Origin of the sequence: Salegentibacter tibetensis, assembly GCF_020164485.1 — a bacterium.
Classification (GTDB): Bacteria; Bacteroidota; Bacteroidia; order Flavobacteriales; family Flavobacteriaceae; genus Salegentibacter; species Salegentibacter tibetensis.
Genome location: NZ_JAIQZA010000020.1, coordinates 24834 through 48691, shown reverse-complemented (window position 1 = coordinate 48691; position 23858 = coordinate 24834). Strand labels below are relative to the sequence as shown.

Annotated in this window: 19 protein-coding genes and 1 tRNA gene; 7 read left to right on the top strand and 13 right to left on the bottom strand. The window is 38.7% G+C overall.

The window, feature by feature from the left end:
• Position 1: 1 nt before the first annotated feature.
• Positions 2-1237: an imidazolonepropionase gene (gene hutI / locus LB467_RS11520; protein ID WP_224474189.1), complete on the bottom strand. Its 1236-nt coding sequence runs from the start codon at positions 1235-1237 to the stop codon at positions 2-4.
• Between the two features lie 264 nt (positions 1238-1501).
• A complete protein-coding gene (locus LB467_RS11515; RefSeq protein WP_224474188.1) occupies positions 1502-2557 on the bottom strand; it encodes an NAD(P)-dependent alcohol dehydrogenase in 1056 nt (351 codons plus the stop codon).
• 179 nt (positions 2558-2736) lie between these two features.
• Between LB467_RS11515 and LB467_RS11510 the strand changes: the two genes are divergently transcribed.
• The 5 genes from LB467_RS11510 to LB467_RS11490 all read left to right on the top strand — a co-directional run bounded on the left by LB467_RS11510 (position 2737) and on the right by LB467_RS11490 (position 7403).
• A complete protein-coding gene (locus LB467_RS11510) occupies positions 2737-3891 on the top strand; it encodes a trans-sulfuration enzyme family protein (RefSeq protein WP_224474187.1) in 1155 nt (384 codons plus the stop codon).
• A 261-nt stretch (positions 3892-4152) separates the two neighbouring features.
• Positions 4153-4869: a bacillithiol biosynthesis deacetylase BshB1 gene (gene bshB1, locus LB467_RS11505; RefSeq protein WP_224474186.1), complete on the top strand. Its 717-nt coding sequence runs from the start codon at positions 4153-4155 to the stop codon at positions 4867-4869.
• 144 nt (positions 4870-5013) lie between these two features.
• A tRNA-His gene (locus LB467_RS11500) sits at positions 5014-5089 on the top strand.
• A 779-nt stretch (positions 5090-5868) separates the two neighbouring features.
• On the top strand, positions 5869-6642 hold the full coding sequence (gene mazG / locus LB467_RS11495) for a nucleoside triphosphate pyrophosphohydrolase (protein WP_224474185.1): 774 nt from the start codon (positions 5869-5871) through the stop codon (positions 6640-6642).
• Positions 6643-6803: 161 nt separating this feature from the next.
• Positions 6804-7403 (top strand): DUF998 domain-containing protein, encoded by a 600-nt coding sequence (locus LB467_RS11490; protein ID WP_224474184.1) that lies wholly within the window; start codon positions 6804-6806, stop codon positions 7401-7403.
• A 90-nt stretch (positions 7404-7493) separates the two neighbouring features.
• On the opposite strand, the gene LB467_RS11485 is transcribed toward LB467_RS11490, so the two are convergent.
• The 8 genes from LB467_RS11485 to LB467_RS11450 form a co-directional block, all read right to left on the bottom strand.
• Positions 7494-8120: a class I SAM-dependent methyltransferase gene (locus LB467_RS11485; protein WP_224474183.1), complete on the bottom strand. Its 627-nt coding sequence runs from the start codon at positions 8118-8120 to the stop codon at positions 7494-7496.
• Between the two features lie 6 nt (positions 8121-8126).
• Positions 8127-10403 carry a DUF349 domain-containing protein gene (locus tag LB467_RS11480; RefSeq protein ID WP_224474182.1) on the bottom strand — a complete coding sequence of 759 codons (2277 nt, stop codon included), beginning with the start codon at positions 10401-10403 and terminating at the stop codon, positions 8127-8129.
• A 113-nt stretch (positions 10404-10516) separates the two neighbouring features.
• Entirely contained in the window at positions 10517-11245 is a 729-nt protein-coding gene (locus LB467_RS11475; protein WP_224474181.1) for a shikimate dehydrogenase family protein, read from the bottom strand.
• Complete coding sequence (locus LB467_RS11470) at positions 11242-12267, bottom strand: DUF368 domain-containing protein (RefSeq protein WP_224474180.1); 1026 nt, start codon at positions 12265-12267, stop codon at positions 11242-11244. Before LB467_RS11470 ends, LB467_RS11475 begins: the two co-directional genes overlap by 4 nt.
• Positions 12254-13192 carry a DUF368 domain-containing protein gene (locus LB467_RS11465; protein ID WP_224474179.1) on the bottom strand — a complete coding sequence of 313 codons (939 nt, stop codon included), beginning with the start codon at positions 13190-13192 and terminating at the stop codon, positions 12254-12256. The genes LB467_RS11470 and LB467_RS11465 overlap by 14 nt, the downstream gene beginning before the upstream one ends.
• Positions 13193-13232: 40 nt before the next feature.
• A complete protein-coding gene (locus tag LB467_RS11460) occupies positions 13233-14630 on the bottom strand; it encodes a tetratricopeptide repeat protein (RefSeq protein WP_224474178.1) in 1398 nt (465 codons plus the stop codon).
• A gap of 87 nt (positions 14631-14717) precedes the next feature.
• Positions 14718-15917, bottom strand: coding sequence for an aspartate aminotransferase family protein (locus LB467_RS11455; protein ID WP_224474177.1), 1200 nt, complete (start codon positions 15915-15917; stop codon positions 14718-14720).
• A complete protein-coding gene (locus LB467_RS11450) occupies positions 15910-17847 on the bottom strand; it encodes an OstA-like protein (protein WP_224474176.1) in 1938 nt (645 codons plus the stop codon). The genes LB467_RS11455 and LB467_RS11450 overlap by 8 nt, the downstream gene beginning before the upstream one ends.
• Positions 17848-18106: 259 nt before the next feature.
• On the opposite strand from LB467_RS11450, the gene LB467_RS11445 reads away from it, so the two are divergent.
• Together LB467_RS11445 and LB467_RS11440 are read left to right on the top strand one after the other, a co-directional pair.
• Positions 18107-18913 carry a ferritin-like domain-containing protein gene (locus tag LB467_RS11445; protein ID WP_224474175.1) on the top strand — a complete coding sequence of 269 codons (807 nt, stop codon included), beginning with the start codon at positions 18107-18109 and terminating at the stop codon, positions 18911-18913.
• 30 nt (positions 18914-18943) lie between these two features.
• Complete coding sequence (locus LB467_RS11440) at positions 18944-19780, top strand: ferritin-like domain-containing protein (protein WP_224474174.1); 837 nt, start codon at positions 18944-18946, stop codon at positions 19778-19780.
• Between the two features lie 87 nt (positions 19781-19867).
• Here LB467_RS11440 and LB467_RS11435 read toward each other — a convergent pair whose 3' ends face one another.
• From LB467_RS11435 to LB467_RS11425, 3 genes are read right to left on the bottom strand one after another with little or no spacing between them, the layout of a single operon-like run.
• The gene (locus LB467_RS11435) at positions 19868-21139 is read right to left on the bottom strand and encodes an adenylosuccinate synthase (RefSeq protein WP_224474173.1); all 1272 of its coding nucleotides are present in this window, start codon (positions 21137-21139) and stop codon (positions 19868-19870) included.
• A gap of 20 nt (positions 21140-21159) precedes the next feature.
• Positions 21160-21615: a Fur family transcriptional regulator gene (locus LB467_RS11430; protein ID WP_057481434.1), complete on the bottom strand. Its 456-nt coding sequence runs from the start codon at positions 21613-21615 to the stop codon at positions 21160-21162.
• Positions 21616-21644: 29 nt separating this feature from the next.
• Positions 21645-23855 carry a RelA/SpoT family protein gene (locus tag LB467_RS11425; protein ID WP_224474172.1) on the bottom strand — a complete coding sequence of 737 codons (2211 nt, stop codon included), beginning with the start codon at positions 23853-23855 and terminating at the stop codon, positions 21645-21647.
• Positions 23856-23858 lie beyond the last annotated feature (3 nt).

Sequence of the window (23858 nt, the reverse complement as noted above, 5' to 3'; positions counted from 1 at the left end):
ATTAAACCATTTTACCATTAATATAAACCGATTCTATGGAATTTGTACCAAAGGCATAAGGTAAAAAGGTGTAAGACGGAATTTCTTTAGTCAATATGAAATTGGCTTTTTTTTCTTTGGTGATGCTTCCGTGGGTTTTACTGAGATCCATCGCGTAAGCACCGTTTATAGTTGCTGCATTTATAGCTTCTTCGGGTGTCATTTTCATTTTTATGCAAGCAAGTGAGACTACCAAATTCATATTTCCGCTGGGGGTACTTCCTGGATTAAAATCGGTAGCTAAAGCAAGTGGCAGTCCGGCGTCCAGCATTTCCCGGGCGGGTGTATAAGGTATGCTTAAAAACAGGGAGCAGGAGGGAAGCGCGACCGGCATTGTGGCCTTGCCTTTTAAACTTTCAATATCTTCGGGGCGCATAACTTCCAGGTGATCCACACTTAATGCATCGTGGTCAATTCCTGCCTGAATGCCGCCAATAGCGTTAAATTGGTTCACGTGAATTTTTGGCTTTAAACCAAATTTCTTAGCTGCGGAAAGTAATTTATGAGTATCAGCCACGCTGAAATATCCTTTTTCGCAGAAAATATCAATGTATTCTGCCAGGTTTTCTTCGGCTACTTTTGGTAAGATTTCTTCGATTACCAAATCCATATAGGCATCAGGCTTTTCTTTGTATTCCTTTGGAATAGCATGCGCCCCTAAAAATGTGGCTTTGATAGGAAGCTCATAATTCTGCTGAAGCTTTTTTATTACCCGGAGCATCTTCAACTCCCCTTCTTCAGTTAAACCGTAACCCGATTTGATTTCTACTGCGCCGGTACCAAGTTTCATTACTTCCTCAAGGCGTTTGGCTGATTGGTTGTAAACTTCTTTTTCGGGGGTTTCCTGCAAAGTTTTAGCAGAATTTAAAATTCCGCCCCCACGATTAGCGATTTCTTCGTAGGAAAGTCCGTTGATGCGATCGGCAAATTCCAGTTCCCGGTTTCCGGCATATACGATGTGCGTATGAGAATCACACCAGGTAGGCAGGATTATTTTTCCTTCAGCATCAATGGTTTTATCAGCATTTATTTCCGGCAGGGAATTCATTTCACCATAATCTGCAATCTTATCATCTTCAATAAGCAACCAGGCATTTTTTAGGGTAGGCAACTCCATCATTTCAGCACCGGAAAGTTTTTCTACCGGTTTGTCCCTTACCTGTATTAGTTCTTTTATATTGATAAACAATTGTTTCATTTTGGTTAGTTTTTGTGTCTGTATTCTGCTGAAAACATCAGCCAAACAAAGATAAAAACTAAGCCGGGAAAACCTGCTTTTTCAGAAAAACAAAAAATGCTGACTGAAATATGATTTGCTTAGTGTCATCCTGAATTTATTTCAGGATCTAACATGATTATAGCAAGTATCATATTTAGAAGCTGAAACAAGTCCAGCTTGACGAAACCAAGTATTTTCAGTCAACCTTTTTAAAAGTTTATCCGTTCAATTTAACTGAAGGTCTTAATTCTGCTTCTTCAAGGATTTCATATCAATCACAAAACGATATTTCACATCAGATTTTACCACGCGGTCAAAAGCTTCGTTGATGTTTTGCATATCTATCATTTCAATATCTGAAACGATGTTATGCTCGCCGCAAAAGTCCAGCATTTCCTGGGTTTCTTTAATGCCGCCAATCACCGAACCGGCAATACTTTTACGACCTCCAATTAATCCGCCACCGTGAACGGGGTCCAGAGGTTCTATTGCGCCAACCAAAACCATGGTAGCATCCCTTTTAAGCAAAGCTATATATGGATTCATATCGTGACCCACCGGAACGGTATTCAAAAGAAAATCGAAAGTTCCGGCCTGTTTTTTCATGTCATCTTCGTTTTTCGAAATCAGTACTTCATGGGCGCCCAGTTTTTTTGCGTCTTCAGATTTTGAAGGCGAAGTAGTGATCATCACCACGTGTGCACCCAAAGCGTGGGCAAATTTCACACCCATATGGCCGAGTCCCCCAAGACCAATAACACCAACTTTATCGCCTTTTTTTACCTTCCAGTGTCTTAGTGGAGACCAGGTAGTAATTCCAGCACAAAGCAGGGGAGCGGTGGCTTTTGCATCTATATTTTCGGGAATTTTAAGAACAAATTCCTTATCTACTACTATTTGTTCGGAATAACCTCCAAAGGTATGTCCGCCTAAATGTTTGTCTTTACTGTTGTAGGTAAGTGTAGCGCCATTTTCACAGAATTGCTCGAGGTCTTCTTTACAGGAATCACATTCCTGGCAGGAATCTACCATACAACCCACGCCCACAAGATCACCTTCGTTAAAATTATGTACGTTTTTCCCAACCTGGGTTACCCGGCCTATAATTTCGTGGCCCGGTACCACGGGATATTTAGAGTTCTTCCAGTCGTTTCTAACCTGGTGAATATCACTATGGCAAACGCCACAGTATTCTATTTCAATTTGCACATCGTCTGCAGTAATTTCTCTACGTTCAATGTTTAATGATTTTAAATTGGCATCGCTGGACTGCGCACCGTATGCTTTTACTTCATTCATCTCAATTTGTTTTTCTTAAAGATAAAGAATTGTATGAGTATTTTAAATCGTTGGTTTTGGTTTAACTTAATTTAACTTCTGTTTGTAAGAATTGTTGGAATAAAACAGGAAACCGCCCGAAAGCGGGACATTTAGAATATTTATTTTTACATTAGGGCGAATTTTGAAAGCATTAAAAAATGATGAAAAGACATCCCGGAATAAATACTATTTGCACCCATAGTGGTGAACTTGAAGACAAACAATTTAAAGGCGCAGTTTCGCCGTTATATATGGCGACCTCTTATGCGTTTGAAGATGTAGAGGTAAAGCGCTATCCAAGATACTTTAATACGCCTAACCAGGTGGCCCTGGCTCAAAAAATGGCCGCTCTGGAACATGGAGAAGCCGCTCTGATCTTTGGAAGCGGAATGGCCGCAGTAAGTACAGCACTTATGGCTTTCGCACAGAAAGGAGACCATGTGGTTTTTCAGAATACCCTTTACGGAGGAACAAGCAATTTAATTACCGAAGAGTTTGAGAAATTCGGAATAGAATTTTCGTTTACAAAAGACTCCAAACCGGAATCTTTTGAAGCTGAAATAAAAGAGAATACAAAGGTAATTTATATAGAAACACCTTCAAATCCGCTGCTTACAATAACCGATATCAAAGCGATTGTCGAGATTGCTAAAAAGCACAAGCTGGTGAGTATGATAGATAATACTTTTGCTTCCCCGGTGAACCAGAATCCTATAGATTTTGGGATAGATATTGTCTTGCATTCGGCTACCAAATATATGGGCGGGCATAGTGATATCCTGGCTGGAACCGCCATAGCATCCGAAGAACATATAGATAAGATTTTTCAGCTGGCTAAGAATTTCGGTGGAAGTTTAAGCGATTTCACAGTTTGGATGCTGGAGCGCAGTTTAAAGACTATGGGATTACGGGTGAAGGCGCAAAATGAAAATGCACTGGAATTAGCCTGTCTTCTTGAAAAACACGAAGATATTTCCAGGGTTTATTATCCCGGTTTAGCTTCGCATCCAGATCACGAACTTGCAAAATCACAAATGAAAGGTTTTGGCGGAATGATGTCTTTTGAATTAAAAGAAGGATTGGATTTTGATCTTTTTCAGAAGAAATTAAAACTGATAAAATCCTCTATGAGCCTGGCAGGTGTGGAATCTACAGTGTTATCTCCTTCAAAAACTTCCCACGGTTTGCTTTCTCCTGAAGAAAGGGAAGCCCAGGGAATTAGAGACGGATTAATGCGATTCTCGGTGGGAATAGAGGAGAAAGAGGATTTGATGGAAGACCTGGAACAGGCATTACAGGAAGTTAAAGGTTAGAAGTACGAGGTGTGAAGTTTGAAGGTGAAAAATATCAAATGGTAAATTTCATTTTGAAACGTCATCCTGAATTTATTTCAGAGCTTGCTCCGAATTTTATCGGAGATCTAACTCGTACAAGAAAAGAATTTCCTGAATAAACTTAACCTAAGGTGAGTTTGAACAAAATTAAGATTTCCGTCGCAATTTATCCCGATATTTTATCGGGACGGAAATGACAAATTAGATTTCCGCCTGCGCGGAAATGACTAAAAATTAATTATGAAACTAGATATACTGGCTGTAGGCTCTCATCCCGATGATGTAGAATTAAGCTGCTCGGGCACTATTGCAAAAGAAGTTGACAGAGGGAAAAAAGTAGGAATTTTAGATCTTACTCGTGGTGAAATGGGAACGCGGGGAACTGCAGAAACCCGTGACAGAGAAGCTAAAAATGCTGCTGAAATCCTTGGAGTTTCCGTTCGGGAAAACCTTGAATTTAGTGATGCTTTTTTCGAGAATAACACCTCGCATCAGCTGGAGATCATAAAAGTATTGCGAAAGTACCGTCCGGAAATTGTATTGTGCAACGCAGTAGACGATAGGCATATAGATCATGGGAAAGGTGCAAAACTCGTTAGCGATGCCTGTTTTTTAAGCGGATTACGTAAAATTGAAACCATTCACGGTCGTGAGAGTCAGGAGGCCTGGAGACCAAAACACGTTTATCATTATATCCAGTGGAAAAATTTAAAACCAGATGTGGTGGTGGATATTTCGGGATATATGGATAAAAAAATGGAATCAGTTCTGGCTTATAAAACCCAATTTTACGATGAAAACTCTAAAGAACCGGAAACCCCAATTTCCAGCAACAACTTTTTAGATAGTATAAACTACAGAGCAAGAGATCTTGGAAGGCTGATTAATACAGAACACGCCGAAGGTTTCACCGTAGAGCGGTACCCGGCGGTGGATTCAATTTTCGATTTGATTTAGGTTGAAATTTAGCATTTGCTAATTAATTCAATTGAAGCTTTTTAGCTTGTTATCCGGGGAATAGCGCTAAAATTCGTTCTAATATTAGAAATTTTTCTTTGGGAAATTGCTAAAATAAACTACATTTGCAACCGCAATTAAAATGGTGGTTGTAGCTCAGCTGGTTAGAGCGCCGGATTGTGGTTCCGGAGGTCGCCGGTTCGAAACCGGTCTTCCACCCCTTTATTCAGCCCTTCGGAAACGAGGGGCTTTTTTATTGCCTTAATTTGATGATTCACAAATACCTGTTGAGAAGCATGGCATGTCCCGATTGGAGTCGGTTAAGACGGAATATCGGGAAAACCGGTCTTCCACCCCTTTATTCTAGCCTTCAGTTCGCTGAAGGCTTTTTTTATGAGGTTATTTTATAACCCACGTCATGCTGTCCCGAACCTTCGGGATTGTTTCAATATCTAATATGTGTTAAGTCCGAACATTTTTGACCCTGAAATAAATTACCATTGACGGAGGTAGATTTCATTATTTATTAGAGAATTATAGGAGTAGGTATAAAATACTTTTTAGAAAATTTAAGTGGCCTATCGAAAATTGATCGTGAAATTTGAAGTGAGATGTCGTTTAAATTTTCTGCTGTTTGAGCGACACCTCTTTTTCTAATTATTCATATTTTCCCCGCGAGTTCAGAAAATTTAGACATCGAACGAAAAATTTAGATCCATTTTCGTAAGCCTAGATTTTTTGGTTCTTTTTCATCAATGGAAAAAGAACAGAACACCAATCTATTTCAGCCACATTAATAAATTCAATAATATCATATTTATCTGTCATTTTCCTACGCTAGATAAATTTTTTATCACGGGTCTCAGGGTGACGAAACCTCTATAGTTAATTGTGATTGTTTCAGCATCTAAGTTGAATTTAATAAACCATTATTTTTTCTGCTCAAGCTTCCAAAAGCCTAAAATCAATCCTTATTTTTACGACACCAAAATTCCTACTATGAACTCCAGAGAAGAGCAACTAAAAGCATTTGATCGACTATTGACTATAATGGATGAACTCAGGGAACAATGCCCCTGGGATAGAAAACAAACGATGGAATCCTTACGCCATTTGACAATTGAAGAAACCTACGAGCTTGGCGATGCGATTTTAGATAAAGACCTGGAAGAAGTGCGAAAGGAATTGGGCGATTTATTACTTCACCTGGTTTTTTATGCAAAAATAGGAAGTGAGACCAAAGACTTTGATATTGCTGATGTAGCTAACGGAATTTGCGATAAGTTAATAGATCGGCACCCACACATTTATGGCGATGTTGAGGTTGCCGATGAGGAAGAAGTAAAAAAGAACTGGGAAAACCTGAAGCTGAAAGAAGGTAAAACAAGTGTTTTAGAAGGGGTGCCACGATCTTTACCGGCAGTTGTGAAAGCAAGCAGGATCCAGGAAAAAGTAGCCGGTTTAGGTTTTGACTGGGAAAAACCGGAACAGGTTTTTGAAAAACTTCAGGAAGAATTAGGCGAATTACAGCGCGAAATAAACACTGAAAACAAAGATAAAATAGAAGCCGAATTCGGCGATGTGATGTTCTCCATGATCAATTATGCCCGTTTCCTCGGTATAAATCCTGAAAACGCATTAGAGCGTACCAATAAGAAGTTTATTACCCGATTTCAGTATTTGGAGGGCAAAGCAAAAGGGCAAAATAAAGCCTTAAAAGATATGACCTTAGCCGAAATGGATGTTTTTTGGAATGAGGCTAAATTGTTATAAACAGTTATTCTCGTTTATTTTCTCTGTCGATGAAAATGAGCTATACCCTAGTGTACAAAAAGCTTGACAAAACTTAAGCTGAAAATTTATCAGCATTTCTGCATTTTGTGATTGCGAAATAACCATAAAAACAGCCGTACTTAATTAAAATACTTGGAAAAATGCAAAAATCTTTAATTTATAAAATCTGCGGAGCCCTTGGCATCTTTGGTTGTTTTGTTGTGATAGCTGCTGATTTAATAGGAATAGCCCTTCATGAAAAGCATGACCCCATTAGTGATACCATTAGCATGCTGGCAATAGGGAAGTATGGCTGGATACAGGATTGGGGTTTGGATATACTGGCATTGGGGTATTTTGCACTTGCTGTGGGACTTTTTACCTGGAAACGTAGTGGCACAAAATGGATTATTAGCCTGATTATTTTAGTATTAATAAGTATAAACCTTGTTTTTATTGCTGAACACAACCAATATGCTGGAAGACCCGGTTATAACATTCACAGGGAGCTGGTTTATATATTAGCCGGCTTGTTCTTGGTGTTAACTATTTTAATCAGTTTTGATCTAAAATATCTGAAGCCATTCTTAAAAAGATTCTCGTTTTGGATTGCTGCTCTATGGCTTATTTTTGCTCCAGTACTAACTTTAATCCCAGATAGCCTGGACGGTGCCTACGAAAGGATAGTCTGTTCTTTGTTAGTGATTTGGCCAACTGTTGTTTCATACCACTTATATAAATTTTCAGGCTCAGAATCTTAGGAAAATTGAAGAATGTGATTTTTAATGAAATCGTTTTGAAAACAGATTTCAGTTCAGGAGTATTGACTCAATACAAAAAGAGGATTAAAGTCACTTACTAAAAACAATCAACTTCGGGTAAATTTCCAGTGTTGAAAAACCCAGGTTGTCTTTTATCCATTCCAAATTTTTTGCGGTGTAGAAAAAAACGTGGGTAGGATCGTTTTTGTAATACCAGTTATCAAAATTGATTTCTTCAGAATAAATAGAGGTTTTACAATAGAGTTTTCCGCCGGGATTTAGGCGTCCCGCCAATTCACTGAATTCTCGTTTTGGCTCGTAAAAATGCTCCATCACTTCACAGCAAATTATAAAATCGTATTTAGCGTTTAAAACTTCAGTATAGGGATGGAAGTAAGGATCATAAAGGGCAACAGTATAACCTTCTTTTTCCAGTTCGGTGGTAGCTACAGGACCGGTGCCACAGCCGTAATCCAGACCTTTTTGTTCAGGTAAAAAATCTTTTAGAACCCTTGAAGTAATTGGGCTCACAAAATTTTGGTACCTGGGATCTTCAACATCGTTGTTATGGGAAAGGTAGCGCTCTTTTTCTATATTTTCAGATACATAAAATTCGGGTAAAAGTTGAATGCCACCGCAATTGCTGCATTCAACAAATTCCCGGTTCTTACTTTTCCAAAATTCCTTCGTACTGCCTGCGCAAAGAATGCATTGCATGCTTAATTAATAAAGAGATTTTATTTTACGCAATTTTTCTTTCCAGACTTCAAGCTGTTCCTTTTGGTCGGCTATGTTTTTATGTACATCCCGTACCAACGGATTGTCTTCATCTACATTAGAGAAGAACTGCAGGTTGTTTTCCAACTGGCGAATTTCAGCTTTTGTTTCTTCTATCTTTTTGGTAAGGAAATAATGCTCGTTACGAAGCTTTTTATCATCATCGGCATCATTTAAAGCCTGTACCTTATTTTCGTATTTCAGCATTTCAGCTTTGGTGTGATCTACATCCAGCTTATTAAAAAGTTGATCTAAAGCCTTGTTGAATTTCCCTTCAATAAAACGCTTATTGTAAGGTACCTTGCCAAGATTCTTCCAGTCTTCTATAAACTCTTTAATTTTAGGGAGATCTTCTTTTTTATCGCCGCTAAGCTCTAATGATTTTACCTGCTCTAACAACTCCTTTTTCTTATCAAAAGCCTCAAATTCCTCTTTATTTTCATCGTCACGGCTTTCGTGCATGCGTTCAAAATAGTGATTGCAGGCTGCTTTAAACTGTTTCCAAACCTTGTCGCTGTCTTTTCTTGGTACGTGTCCAATCTTTTTCCAGTCTGCCTGGATCTTCTTCATTAAAGGCGTTACCGTCTTGAAATCGTCACTGTCCTTATTGTCTTCCGCAATTTTAATAAGTTCCTTTTTCTTTTCGAGGTTATCGTATTGTTGCTTTTTTAGATTCTTATAGAACGCATTTTTATTCCGGTTAAAGCGACGAACAGTTTGTTTGAAATCGGTCCAGGTTTCTTCATTTTTACTACGCGGAACTTTCCCGGCATTGAAAAATGCTTCACGAAGTGCTTCAATTTCCTTGATCTTCTGCTGCCATTTATTATGGCTTGTATACTCTTCGTCTGCAATTACCCTGATCTTCTCGATTATAACCTGCTTGGCTTTCCAGTTTTCTTCGTAACGCTCATCCATGGTGTTGAAGAATTCCTGGCGCTTATCGTGAATTTGTTTGGTAGCGCTGCTAAAACGCTCCCAGATATCCTCCCGAAATTCCTTTGCTACCGGGCCAAGTTCTTCTTTCCACATCTTGTGGAGCATCTGCAATTCTCTAAAAGCACGGTTTATATCATTTTCCTGTACCAATTCTTCAGCACGGTCAATAACCTTTAACTTTTGATCGAGGTTATGTTTAAAGTCAAGATCCCGGAATTCACGATTTAAATGCAGAAAATCGTAAAAGTTCTCTACGTGATGGTGGTAGGTATTCCAAACATCGTTATATTTTTCTCGAGGAATTGGCCCCGCAACTCGCCAGCGATCCTGAAGCTCTTTAAAATGCTTGTAAGTGGTGTTTATATTCTCTTCAACATCAATAAGGCCTTTTAGTTCTTCTATTATTTCCAGGCGCTTAGCCAGGTTTTTATTAAGGTCCTGTTTAAGTTGCTTGTAGTAATTATTGCGTTTTTCCCTATAATCGAAGTAAAGGGAGTTAAAACGTTTTTTAAGCGGAGTAGAGTAGTGGAAGTCTATAATATTCCCGCCATCGGCAAGGAATTCTTCTTTTTTCTCCTCTTCCTCTTCATTAAATTTCGCATTGAATTCAGCACGAATTTCAATCACGTGATCTTTAATAGCCTGTACTTTTTCTTTTTTCAGCAGCGATTCAAATTCATCAACCAACTGCTCTTTGGTCATTGCGTGATAATCCTTCTTCGCAATATCGTGACGCTCAGCTTTGGTTTCATCTTCGCTGTCTTCAGCAACTGAATCATCTATGTGATCCTGGTGATGTTTTGAAGTTCGTCCTTCTTCTTCAGAAGTTTCATCTTCATCTTCACCCTCATCGTGGTCTTCATCTGGGTTGGCTTTATCTGAATCTTCTTCAGCTTTAGCTCCGGTTTCAGCCTGAATTTTTTCTTCTTCTATACGAGTTTTCTTGCGACTTTCCTGGAGAATGGCATCGTCCTCATCATCTTCTTCGCTGCTCGCTTTGTTTTCTTCTGAAGTATTCTTTTTGTCTCCGGCTTCAGCAATCATCGCGTCTTCCAGCCTGTCTTCTTCAGATTTGAATTCAGAGGCAGTTTCTGCCGGTTCTACAACAGGATCTCTCTTTTCTGAAGCTTTTTCGGTTTCAGACTTTTGAGAAAATGAATTTTCCTCTGCATTAGCCTCCTTGTTTTCTTCGGTCAACTTTTTTTCAGCCTGAGTTTTTTCAGGATTATTAGTCGATTCGTTCGAAAACTCCTCTTTATTTTTATCATTTTCTTGCTGAGACATATCTTTCAATGTTAGGGTTCTTGTGAATTAATTAGGCTGAAAGATAGTAACTCCACTAAAATTGGGCAAACAATTCGCTTTTTTTTGTAAAGTTAAAACGGAAAACGTTGCGGCTAATTATTCCAGATCTTCCAGGCGCTTTCAGCCTGTAATTGCAACATTTTTAAGCCATTAGTGACTGTTGCTCCCTGTTTTTTTGCACGGGCCATTAATTGGGTGGTTTCGGGATTGTAAATAAGGTCGTAAACCAAATGTTTTTCGTTTAAATGCTGAAAAGGAAGCTGCGGATTCTCTTCCACCTCCGGGAAAGTTCCTACAGGAGTGGTGTTAATAATAATGCTGTACTCTTCCATTACTTCTTTTGAAAGATCATTATAACTCAATTTACCTTCTCCTGAAGATCTTGAAACAAATTGATATTCGATACCCAATTTCTTTAAGGCGTATGCAACCGCTTTTGAGGCACCACCGGTACCTAGAATAAGCGCTTTTTTATGGTGAGATTTTAAAAAGGGTTTAAAAGATTCCGAAAACCCGATGTAATCTGTATTGTAACCAATAAGTTGATTACCGTTAACCTTAATGGTGTTTACTGCTCCAATTTCTTTAGCTTCTGGAGCCAGATCGTCTAAAAATGCAATGATCTCCTGCTTATAAGGAATTGTAACGTTTAGTCCGCTTAGGTTAGGGGTCTCCTTTATCACGTCGCGGAATTGCTTTATGTTATTTAAGTCAAAATTATAATATTTGGCTTCAATATTTTCTTTTTCGAATTTTTCAGTAAAATATTTACGCGAAAATGAGTAGCTGATATTTTTTCCGATTAGTCCAAAATTCTTCATCGCTTTGCGGTTTTTTGGTTTTTCTTTTCGTACCAGGCGAGTCCCAGTACAATAATTATACCTATAAAGATAAAGAAAATTGCGAGCCAGTTTTCCGCAGAATTAAAAGTTGGAAAATACCGGTCGTAATAATCAATTATCTGATTTCCTTCACTGTCCAGGATCATCTCCCCGTTTGCGCTTAATTTGAAAATCTTTTCTTTCCAGGGCCAAACCACACCCAGGGATCCAGTAATAAAGCCTATTATCGCGGCGAAGGTGTCTTTTTTATAATGCTTGAGTACAAAACCAAGAAAGTGGGAAAGCGTCACTAAACCGGCAAGGGAGCCAGCGCCAAACACAAGGATTACTTTAAGCAGGCGAATTCGATCTGGATTGTTCATAAAGCTGAAATCCAGCACCACTAAATCTGCCATCGTATCGTAAAGGGCATTTACAGAATCTACTAATAACAAGACATAATTTCCTAATAAAATAAGGATAAATGAACCGGAAAGCCCTGGCAGGGTCATTCCTGAAACACCTACCATTCCACAAAAGAATACAAACCAGAGATTGTCATTTTGTTTGGCGGGTTCCAAAAAACTAATAGCCACCCCGGCCATGATGCCAAGGAGAACAAAAACCAGGGAGCGTTTGCTCCATTCATCAAAATCTTTACTTATGTAGTAGATAGAACCAACGATCATTCCGAAGAAAGCTGCCCAAACGTAGAGTTCATATTGCAGAATTAAATAATCCAGTAACTTCGAAACGCTAAAATAACTAATGAGCATTCCAAGGATAAGCAAGCCCAGGAATCTTCCGTTGGTATAATGGTATAAACTTCTAAATCGCCCGTTTATAAGCAAAATAAAAGCCTTGTAATTTATTTTTTGAAGGGAATAAATAAATTCTTCATAGAAACCGGCTACAAAAGCCACAACACCACCAGACACACCGGGGACTTTATTAGCTGCTCCCATAGCTAAACCTTTGAGTACTAAAAGCACTTTATCTGTAAAGGTTCTAGTTTGTTGCATTGCTATTTTCTGAACTTTTTGAGGCGAAAATTTCCAGGCCTAGAATTAATATAAATCCGGCGAGCATTAAAAGAATTGCATACAGTGTTTGTGGTTGGCCATCAAAATTCCAGGGCAAAACCGAGGCTTCTTTTAGCACTACTTCCTTATCACCGTACATTTCAGTTTGTAGAACGTGTTTCCAGGGCCAGATCTTATTTAAGGAACCAGCAATAAAACCGGTAAGCACTGCCAGGGTAATACTGCTGTAATGCACAAACAGCCATTTAAGAATTTTTGAAAAACTAAGTAAACCAATTACGGCTCCTATGGCAAAGATTCCCAAAGTTTGAAAATCGAAATCACTGGCGGCTTCGGTAATTCTTTTATAAGCGCCTAAAAGTACTAAAATAAAAGCTCCGGAAATCCCAGGAAGTATCATCGCACAAATAGCGATGGCTCCTGAAAAAAAGATGAATAAATTGCTGTCGTTTGCAGCCATTGGTGGCAGGGAAACAATATAGAAGGCAACTCCCGCACCAATGAGTAAGGCAAGCACGATCTTAAAATTCCATTTGGGGATTTGTTTGCCTACATACCAGATACTGGCAAGCACAAGACCGAAAAAAAAAGACCAGATCAAAACCGGATGATTTTCAAGTAAATAATTAGCAATCCGCATAAGTGAAAAAACACTGATCAGGATTCCGAGAAAAAGTGCTAAAATAAAAGGCCCGTTAAGCTGTTGCCACATCGCTTTAAAGCCTTTCTCTTTCCAGGTAGTAATCAAAGAAAAATTAACACCACTAATAGTAGAGATTAATTCTTCATAAATTCCTGAAATAAAAGCAATTGTACCCCCAGATACCCCGGGAACAACATCTGCCGCGCCCATCGCCATACCTTTTAAGGTAACCGGGAGATAGTCTTTAAAGGTTTTTCGCATGTGTACAAATTAAAATTCCAGCTCAAAGTTAGTAAAATAACTAAGAGAGGTTTATAAAGGAATTTATAATTTGCTTTACGCTTTTTCGGTTAAAGATTTGAGGAAATAATTCTTCGATTACTATATAATACTCGGCGTCTAACTTTAATCCCTTATTAAGGTGAAAATAAGCCTTTTCTCCTTCATTATGGCTAAAATAAAGCCCGGCCAAACGAAATTCAACCTCTGCAGTATCAGGATAAAATTCCAGCGCCTGATTAAGATTTTGAATAGCGGTTTCGAATTCTCCAAGATCTATTAAAATATCGCAGCGCCTAATCCAGGTCTCCAATTCGTAGTTTCCAAGATCAAGACTTTTTTTATAGCCGCGTTCAGCCTCTTCATAAAACTTAAGGCGGTTATTGATTTTGGCGTAACGCTTCCAGTATAAAACGTTTTCCTCGTCTATATTTATGGCCTTATTGATATAATAAAGAGCTTTCTGATAATTCTTCTTTTTAATATAGAAATCGGTGATCGCAATCCAACCTTTATCTAAAAGCGGATCTTCGTGCACGCAATCTTTATAATGTTTAAGAGCGAGCTCGTTTAAGCCCAGTTTTTCGAAACACTTACCAATGCGCAGGTAAGCAAAGGAAGTAGGATCGTCTAACTCCAGAGTTAAACGATAATTCTCTATGGCTTCGTGATAACGACCTAATTTCTCCAGTACTTTTCCTTTTTCAAGATAAGCACCTATAAAATAATCGTCACTAATTATGGCAAAATCGAAAGCCGATAATGCTTTGTCGTAATCTTTTAAGTCAAAATATTGTCTTCCTACCTGGTGCCAGGCTACCTCACAGTATGGATTTTTATCCAGATACATATTCAGGTATTCAATGGCTTCAGTTTTTTGATCCAGAAAATCGAAACAATACATAATGTTGTAAAGTGCCGAATAATCCTCTTCATCGGCTTCCAAACATTTCATAAAGCTGAATTTCGCATTCTCGAAATCTTCAAGAAATAAATGTTCCATCCCAATAAGGGAATAAACTTCAGCAGGATCAAGGGTAATATCAAGCGCCATTTCTAAAACCTGGATGGCATTGGCATGGCGATCGCGTTTAGAAAGAATTTGAGCTTTTTGTATGTAGATTTCTTCGTTAGAAGATTCCAGTTGTTGTAGTTCGGTAAGCATTGCTTCAGCAACATCCAGCTTATCTTCAAAAACTAAAATCTCAATTTTAAAGAGTTTTAGGTTAGTAGAAGTTGGGTGCTGCGCCAGGCCTAATTTAACGGCCTTTTTAGCCAATGCAAATTTCCCGTTCTCTAAATAGTAGTTAATGATATCCTCAAATTCGGCAGAATCAAAAAATAAAACATCATTTGTTTTAAGCATAGATTCAAATCGGGAAAGTGAGAAATTGTTTTCGTCGTTATGGCTTAATTGCATACGTAGGTAATTACGGGATTTCTACTCTTCTAAAATTAAAAATGAATATGGATGAAAAGGCCAAAAATCAATATTGTTGTTAACAAATTAATTAACAGTTTCCTGTTGCTTCATTATATCCTCCAATACGTCAATAATGATGCCACAGCCTTCTTTTATTTCCTCTTCTGAAATGGTGAGCGGTGGGGTAATTCTAACCGCTTTTTTCTCGAATAAAAGCCAGAAAAGGATAAGGTTTTTTTCTTTACATTTTAAGATTAACTGGTTCGCTATTTCTTCTGAAGTAGCAATGATAGCAAGCATTAAGCCCATTCCCCTAACTTCTGAAATTAGCGGATGTACCAGCAGTTTCCTGAATAGTTTTTCCTTTTCGAGACTTTCTGTCATTAAGCCGGAACTACTGATTTCTTCTAATGTAGCTAAGGCGGAAGCAGCAATTACAGGATTTCCCCCAAAGGTAGTGATATGTCCCATTTTTGGATTATTAGAAAGCGTATCCATCATTTTAGCTGAAGCAGAAAAAGCACCAATTGGCATCCCACCGCCCATTCCTTTTCCCAGGGCAACGATATCGGGGACCATATCAAAATTCTGAAATCCAAGGAGTTTTCCTGTTCTTCCAAAGCCGGGTTGGATTTCATCCAGGATCAATAAAGCGCCAACTTCCTCGCAACGTTGTTTTACTTTTTGTAGATAATTATCCTTCGGAAGTATAAATCCGGCTCCTCCCTGAATACTTTCCAGAATAACAGCTGCGGTTTCTCTAGTTATCTTTTGCAGATCATCTACATCATTAAACTTAATAAAGGAAATTCCGCCTAATAGTGGCCTAAAAGGCTTTTGACGTTCTTCATAATCCATTAAACTAAGGGATCCCATAGTATTACCATGGTAGGCCTGGTGGGCGGCAATAATTTCGGCTCTCCCTGTATAACGCCGGGCGAGTTTTAAAGCACCCTCTATGGCCTCGGTACCCGAATTGGTGAGGTAGGTTTTTTCCAAGGGTTTCGGAAAATGTTTTGCCAGCAATTTGGTTAGTTTAACGGCCGGTTGCTGCACGTATTCGCCATACACCATTACGTGCAGGTATTTTTCAGCCTGTTCTTTGATCGCCTTTACCACCTTAGGATGGCAATGCCCCAAACTACAAGCCGAAACTCCTGCTACAAAATCCAGGTGCTTTTTTCCATCGGTAGTAAAAATATAGGAGCCTTTGGCCGATTCTACTTCCAGACCTAGCGGGTGCGGAGTGGTTTGTGCCTGGTATTTAAGAAAATCTTTATTCATCAGGTTGATTTTCTTCAGCTTCAGGCTTCTCTTCATTCTTAACCTTCTCTTCTGCAGCTTTAATCAGGGACTGTGGTTCTTTTAATTGTGGGATGCTGTCTTTCACCCTGTTCTGTATATCCTCGGGCTTTATTTTCGATTTTTCATTTGGTAATAGTTCGTCCCCTTCTTCATTTTCAATTTTATCTTCAGCAGCATTAATCAGGGTTTGGGGTTCTCTTAATTGCGGAATGCTATCTTTTGCTCTGTTTTGTAGATCTTCTGGTTTTAATCTGGACTTATCATTCAGCAGCAAGTCGTCCCCTTCTTCACGTTCATCAAAAAAGTCTTCATCATCTTCCGGTAACGGAATGCCGTTAATTTTAACCAGTTCGGGAGCCGGTTTGCCTTTAAATAAATCCTCCTTAGTAATTAGTCTTTCATCGCCACGCCAATTGAACCCAATTAATTCACGGACGTTTAGAGGGAAATCCTCTTCCGGAGTTAAATTTCCGTCTACATTCTGGTAATAATATATCTCATCAATTTCCTGTTCTTCAAAAAGGATTCTAATAGAACTGGACAGAGTCTTATTAATTCCTATGAGTTCCTGCTCGCTATTTCGACTGTAATACAGTGTTTCTGTATTTTTATTAATATCTACCTGGTGTAATTCATTATCCTCAAACAAACCAACCAGATCCATTCCTTTCACCTGGTTGTAGCCCTCAATAGTATCTTTTTGAATTAAAAATGCATTATTAAAAACCCGCATAGAATCCAGCTGCTCGGTTTTATTGTTGCTTTGCAAATGGATGGTATCTCCCGTCATTTGGCTGAGTCCACTCCAAAGTACGGGACTTCGTCGCTTAGTTACAGAAGTAACCGGACCGCTGATAATGTTGATCATTTTTGTAAGCCCTGTAGCCTGGTTGATGTGAACCGAATCACTTTTCCCGCTCATATCGCTTTTATAAAGCCTAACGTCATAAAATCCGCGGATAATACGTTTATCGGGTTTCCCCGTGATCATTATTGTGTCTCCGTGAATAAACAGCGAATCATTATCCTGAACGCTGGTTGCAACCGCTCTTTTAGTAATAAAAACCGAATCTTTATCCCTAAAAACTTCAGCATAATGGCCCGTGACGACACTTTTATTGATGGTATCTATAACTTCAATATTATTGGTGGCCGAAGCAAAATTGGTATTCCGGTTAAAATACATGCTATCTCCTTTAACCGTTCTATTATCGTAATCTATTTTTGAATTCTTCACGAAGTACCCTGTGTCGCCGCGGGTATCATAGAATCCGCGTTCGCAATAAACCGTGCTGGTTTCACTCTCTATGGTAGAAGGGCCGTAGAGATAGGCGTGGCCGGTTTCTCCGTAAAAGTCCAGTTGCTCAGAATTAATAATATATTCGGGATTGGTAAGTACTACATCTGAGACGAAGGAATACTTATCCTGCTCCATAAAATAACGACCTATGTTACTGGTAATCACGCCGCCGGTATCTATAACCTTACCGCCACTGACATAATAGGCCTGTTGTTTTAAACGATTAAAAAATAAACTATCGGTTTCCAGGGTGGTTTGTGGGCGTTTCATCAATACATCTCCACTGGCGAAGGCAAACTGGGAGTTTCCGTTATACTCGGCATAATTACTAGTTAGAGTAACAGTATCACCCTGTTGCATCCTTACATTCCCAAAAGCCCTAAAGAAATTTTCATCATTATAATGAATAGCGAGATCACACCAAACTTCTATCCCTTCATGATTAAAATATACCTGGTTTTCTACTTTGCTTAAAACAAAAGCACCCGGATATTTTTCGTTCCGAATATTCCTATCGGAATCATAATCAATTTTTTTTGCATCCTGCGCCTGGGTTAAAGCCGGAAAAACCAAAAAGACTAATACAACGAAAAGAGTAAATTTTTTCAAACTGAAAATTTTTTCAAAAGTAATTAAATTTCTGCCATCAATTTTTAGGAATCTGATTAAGTATAAATTACTGTTTTTTTAGAAAAATATATACTAAATGATGAATAAAATTGAGTAAATAATAATGAAAAGTGAAATTTGTATTAAAATTCACATAATTTAAGGCACTTGGGTTTCTTTTTGGAAAACTTTAACTGCAGACAAAAAACCATAGCCCTTTATTCTGCGTAAATTTGGGAAACAGCTTAAAAATTAAATTATGAAAAAACCAATCGTAAAAATGGAAGTGGTGGAATCTACTTCTAAAAACAAAAATTCAAAATCTCGTAGGAGGTTTATTAAAATGAGTGGACTGGCCATTGCTGGTTCGGGTGTTTTACTGGCCTGTGATACTGATGACGTTTTTGATCCGGGCGGAGAAACACCGGTCCCAGAACCTGAGCCGGAACCGGAACCAGATCCAGACCCGGAAGAGCCAACGGCTTTCGATTTAGGTAGTGGGGATGTTGGAATCCTTAATTATGCTCTGGCTTTGGAGCAACTGGAAGCCGCATTTTACACAGCAGTAAGAGAAGGAGATTACTATGCAGGAGCCTCCGATGAGGAACAGCAAGTTATAGACGATCTATATAACCACGAAGTAATACACAGAGATTTCTTGAGAGCTGCTATTTTAGAAGCCGTAGGGGGAGACGAAAGCCAGGTGTTACCAGAACTGGAATTCAATCTGGATTCGGTAGACCTTAGTAGTAGAGATTCTGTTTTGCAAACTGCAATGGCATTAGAAGATACCGGTGTTGGTGCCTACAATGGTGCTGGAGACCGTTTGGAATCAGCAACCTATCTAACTATTGCCGGTAAAATTGTTTCTGTAGAAGCAAGGCATGCATCTGCAATTAGATCGTTACTGAATCCTGATTCTGCAGATTTTGCTGGAGATGATATTATTGATGAAAATGGGTTGGATATAGAATATGATCCAGCAGAGGTTTTTGAAATTGCAGGGCCATTTATTGAAACTGAATTCACTGCAAACGAATTGCCGGAGCCTAATACAGGATCGTAAACTACTTACTAACTTCTAAAGCAAAAAATTATGAGTATTATAAAATTATTAGATGAATTTACATCTGAAAAATTAGTCACGAAATCTACTTCCAGGCGCGAGATGTTTGGAACATTGGGTTCGTTTGGTAAAAAGGCTGCATTGGCAGCGATTCCTTTTGGTATGGCAGCCGGGTCTAAAGCAAACGCAGCGGCTATGTTTCAGGATAATGGAGGCCCAATTTCTTCTTTAAACCTGGCGCTTACCTTAGAATATTTAGAAGCAGCATTTTACAGACGTGCTCTGGATTCTGGGGTATTAGAAGGGGGAAGCCGTGAGGAGACAGTCTTTATGCAACTTTTTAAGCACGAAGATCAACATGTTAATTTTTTAGTGGAAAATCTTGGTGATGATGCGGTTGAATCTCCTGAATTTGATTTTACTGCAGGAGGTGCATTTGATCCCTTTAATGAAAATGGAATTGGCCAAATGGATGCTATGGCTCAAATGCTTGCACTAGCCCAGGCTTTTGAAGATACAGGGGTAAGAGCTTATAAAGGTCAGGCAGCAAATTTAATGGGAACTCCATTTTTAGAACCTGCTCTTAGAATACACTCTGTAGAAGCCAGGCATGCTTCTGAAATTAGAAGAATACGAGGCTTAAAAGGATGGATAGTGCGGGACCAACGTGGAGAAGGAATGCCTGAAGCTACTCAACCCGTCTACAACGGAGAAGAAAATGTAATTCAGGGTGGGGTAGACGTAAGTTCTATTAGTTCTGGACTTGTTGGTAATGCTACAGATGCTGCAACCGAAGCTTTTGATGAAATTTTAACCGGAGATGAAGCCGTTGCTATTGCAAGCCTGTTTATAGTTTCTAACGATTAGATTGATGATTGATTTTTAGTTTTTGTTATTGAAAAAGCCGTTTCATTTGGAAACGGCTTTTTGATTTTTATAATCTGTACGATTAATTTAGCGTTCTATAGTTTGTGTTCTATCGGGTCCTACTGAAACCACTTTAATTGGTATTTCCAGTTCTTTTTCCAAAAACTCTACATATTCATTAAATTCCTTCGGAAGTTCATCAGCCTTGGTCATTCCTGTAAGATCTGCCGCCCAGCCTTTAATTTCGGTATATATTGGGGTTACATTTTCCGCTTCAATATTATAAGGTAAGTGATAAATTTCTTTTCCTTTATAATTATATGCTGTACATACTTTTAAGGTTTTAAATCCGCTAAGTACATCACCTTTCATCATAATTAACTGGGTGATCCCATTAACCTGAACTGCATATTTTAAAGCTACTAGATCCAGCCAGCCACATCTACGCGCACGACCGGTGGTAGCACCAAATTCGTTACCAACACGTCCCATAGTTTCACCGTCTTCATCAAAAAGTTCGGTAGGGAAGGGACCGCTTCCAACACGGGTGGTATACGCTTTGAAAATACCGTAGGCTTCTTTAATTTTATTCGGTGCAACTCCAAGACCTGTGCAGGCTCCTGCAGCAGTGGTAGTAGATGAAGTTACAAAGGGATAGGTTCCAAAATCAATATCAAGTAAAGATCCCTGGGCACCTTCGGCTAAAATAGTTTTTCCTTCTTTCTGAGCTGCGTGCAAATAAGCTTCACTATCTATAAAGGTTAGTGATTTTAGCGTTTTAACCGCGTCAAAAAACTCCTTTTCCAATTCGGCAAGATCATACTGCACATCTACATCGTAAAATTTTATGATTTTCTCGTGCTTATCAGACAGGGTTCTGTATTTTTCTTTCCAGTTGTCCAGCTCTAAATCACCTACACGAATTCCGTTTCTTCCGGTTTTGTCCATATAAGTTGGGCCAATACCTTTTAAGGTAGAGCCAATTTTGGCTTTTCCTTTGGAAGCTTCAGAAGCAGCATCTAACAGCCGGTGTGTTGGTAAAATTAAATGTGCTTTTCTGGAAATCAGCAATTTAGATAGGTAGTCTATATTGTTTTTGCTGAGGTTATCCAGTTCCTTTTTAAAAATCACGGGGTCTATCACTACGCCATTTCCTACAAGGTTAATGGTTTCATCGTGAAAAATTCCGGAAGGGATGGTGTGGAGTACGTGTTTTTGCCCGTCGAATTCGAGGGTGTGTCCTGCATTTGGCCCGCCCTGAAATCTTGCAATAATATCGTATTTAGAGGTGAGCACATCAACGATTTTTCCTTTGCCTTCGTCACCCCATTGGAGACCGAGTAGTAAATCTACCGCCATTGAAATCTTAAGTTAGTAAGTTAGTTGGTTGTTTTTTTGTTGCCGTAAAAATATAAAGAATGTTTGGTAATTTCTATATCAAACACTTCTTCAATTGTTTTTTTAATAGATTGGATACGCGGGTCGCAAAATTCTATCACTTCGCCGGTATCGGTGAGAATAACATGGTCGTGCTGCCTGTCAAAATATGATTTCTCATATTGTGCCTGATTTTGCCCAAATTGATGCTTTCTAACAAGCCCGCATTCCAGTAATAATTCTATGGTATTATAGAGGGTTGCACGACTTACCCGGTATTTCTTGTTTTTCATCTTAATGTAGAGTGATTCTATATCAAAATGATCGTCGTTATTGTAGATTTCCTGAAGTATCGCAAAACGCTCGGGAGTTTTTCTGTGCCCTTTTTCTTCCAAATACTTGGTGAAAACGTTTTTAACTACTGCCTGATCGTTTTTATTTACAACTTTTTTGCTCATAGTTCTTTGTACCTTACAAAGGTATAGGATTATTCACGGCTAACCTTATCGATGCCGTTAATTTTTTTGAGTCTGTTTATGATTTTTGTAAGTATCGCATTGTTCTTTACCCTGAGCGTTATTTGCCCGCTAAAGACACCATCTACACTTTCAAAATTAATCTTTTGCATATTCACGTTCAGGTTGCTGGAGATCTCTTTAGTGATCTCGCTTACCAGGCCTAAATTATCAATTCCTGTTAATTTTACCACTGCTTTAAAGTCCTGCTGTGAAGAATCTATCCATTTTGCAGGAATAATTCTATAGGCATAATTACTTTGAAGTTGAAGCGCATTAGGGCAGTTCTTCTTATGGACTTTAATTCCATCATTTACCGTTACAAAACCAAAAACCTGGTCTCCGGGGATTGGGTTACAGCAATTCGCCAGTTTATATTCTAAAGTTTCATCTTCATCCCTTCCAAAAACAAGCTGATCGTATTTAGAAGTAATTTCATCTTTATTAAGATCTTCAGCTATAACCGGTTTAGTGATCTTACGTTTAATATAACTTACCAGTGCATTGCTTCTGGAAGAAGCAAACTCCTTGAGTTTCTGATTGTCAATTTTACCAATTCCTACCCGGTAAAATAGATCCAGGCTGGTTTTTAGGTTAAAATAAACAACAAGCTCATTGATCACCTTCTCATTAAAAGGTATTTTTTGCGCACGTAATTTTCTGGTAAGGATTGCTTTTCCTTCTTCGGCAATTTCCCGTTTTTCGTCTTTTAAAGAAGATTTTATCTTGCCTCGTGCCCTCGCAGTTGTGGCGTAATCCAGCCAGTTTACATTTGGCTGAGCATTTTCTGAAGTAATTATTTCTACCTGATCCCCACTTTTTAACTCGTGACTCAATGGTACCAGTTTGTTGTTAACACGGGCACCACGGGTCTTTAAACCAATTTCGGTATGAATACTGAAAGCAAAATCTAAAGGAGTAGAACCTTTTGGTAAAGATTTCAAATCTCCCTGAGGGGTAAAAACGAATATTTCTTTTGAATAAAGGTTCAGCTTAAATTGCTCTACGAAATCTACCGCATTTACATCTGGATTTTCCAAAGCTTCCTGAAGCCTGTTTAACCATTCTTCAATTCCGCGGTCTTCCTGGGCATCACCTTGCTTGTATTTGTAATGTGCCGCATATCCTTTTTCAGCGATCTCGTTCATTCGCTGACTTCTAATCTGAACTTCTACCCATCGGCCTTTTGGACCCATTACAGTAATGTGTAAAGCTTCATAACCTGTAGACTTTGGCGAAGAAATCCAATCCCGAAGTCGGGTAGGGTTGGGTCTAAAGTGATCGGTAACTATAGAATAGATCTTCCAGGCAAGGAATTTTTCATTGGCCTGGTCACTTTTATAAATAATTCGAATTGCAAATTTGTCGTAAACTTCATCAAAACTCACATTCTGAGCTTTCATTTTACGATTTATTGAATAGATAGATTTTGGTCTTCCCTTAATATCGTATTTAAGATCTTCCTTGTTTAGAGAGTCTTCAATAATCCTGGAGAATTCTTTAATGTAAGCATCCTGTTCCTCCTTACTTTCTTTTATTTTAGTATGGATTTCATTGTAAACCTCGGGTTCGGTATATTTCAGACCAAGATCCTCAAGTTCGGTTTTTATATTGTAAAGCCCAATCCTATGAGCAAGCGGAGCATAAATATAAAGCGTTTCTGAAGAAATCTTTTCCTGCTTGTCACGCCGCATCGCATCCATAGTTTGCATATTGTGCAACCTATCGGCAATTTTGATAATAATTACCCGGATATCATCATTTAAAGTAAGCAGCATTTTCCGGAAGTTTTCGGCCTGTAGCGAAACATCCTTATCTTTTTTTAAACTGGAAATTTTTGTGAGTCCGTCTACAATCGTTGCCACGGTTTCCCCAAACATCTTATGAATATCCTCTAGCGTATAAATAGTGTCTTCAACAACATCGTGCAAAAGCGCTGCAACTATAGAAGTGGCGTCCAAACCAATCTCTGAAGCCACGATTTTTGCCACAGCGATTGGGTGAAAGATATAAGCTTCCCCAGATTTTCTACGTTGGTCTTTATGGGCATCTACAGCGGTATCAAAAGCTTTTCTAATTTGCTTTTTATCATCGTCACTTAAGCTGCGGTAACTTATGCGCAGGAGTTCTTTATACTGCCTTGCAATTTGCTTGTTTTCTTCTTCTATAGCTGCTTCTGTCATAAT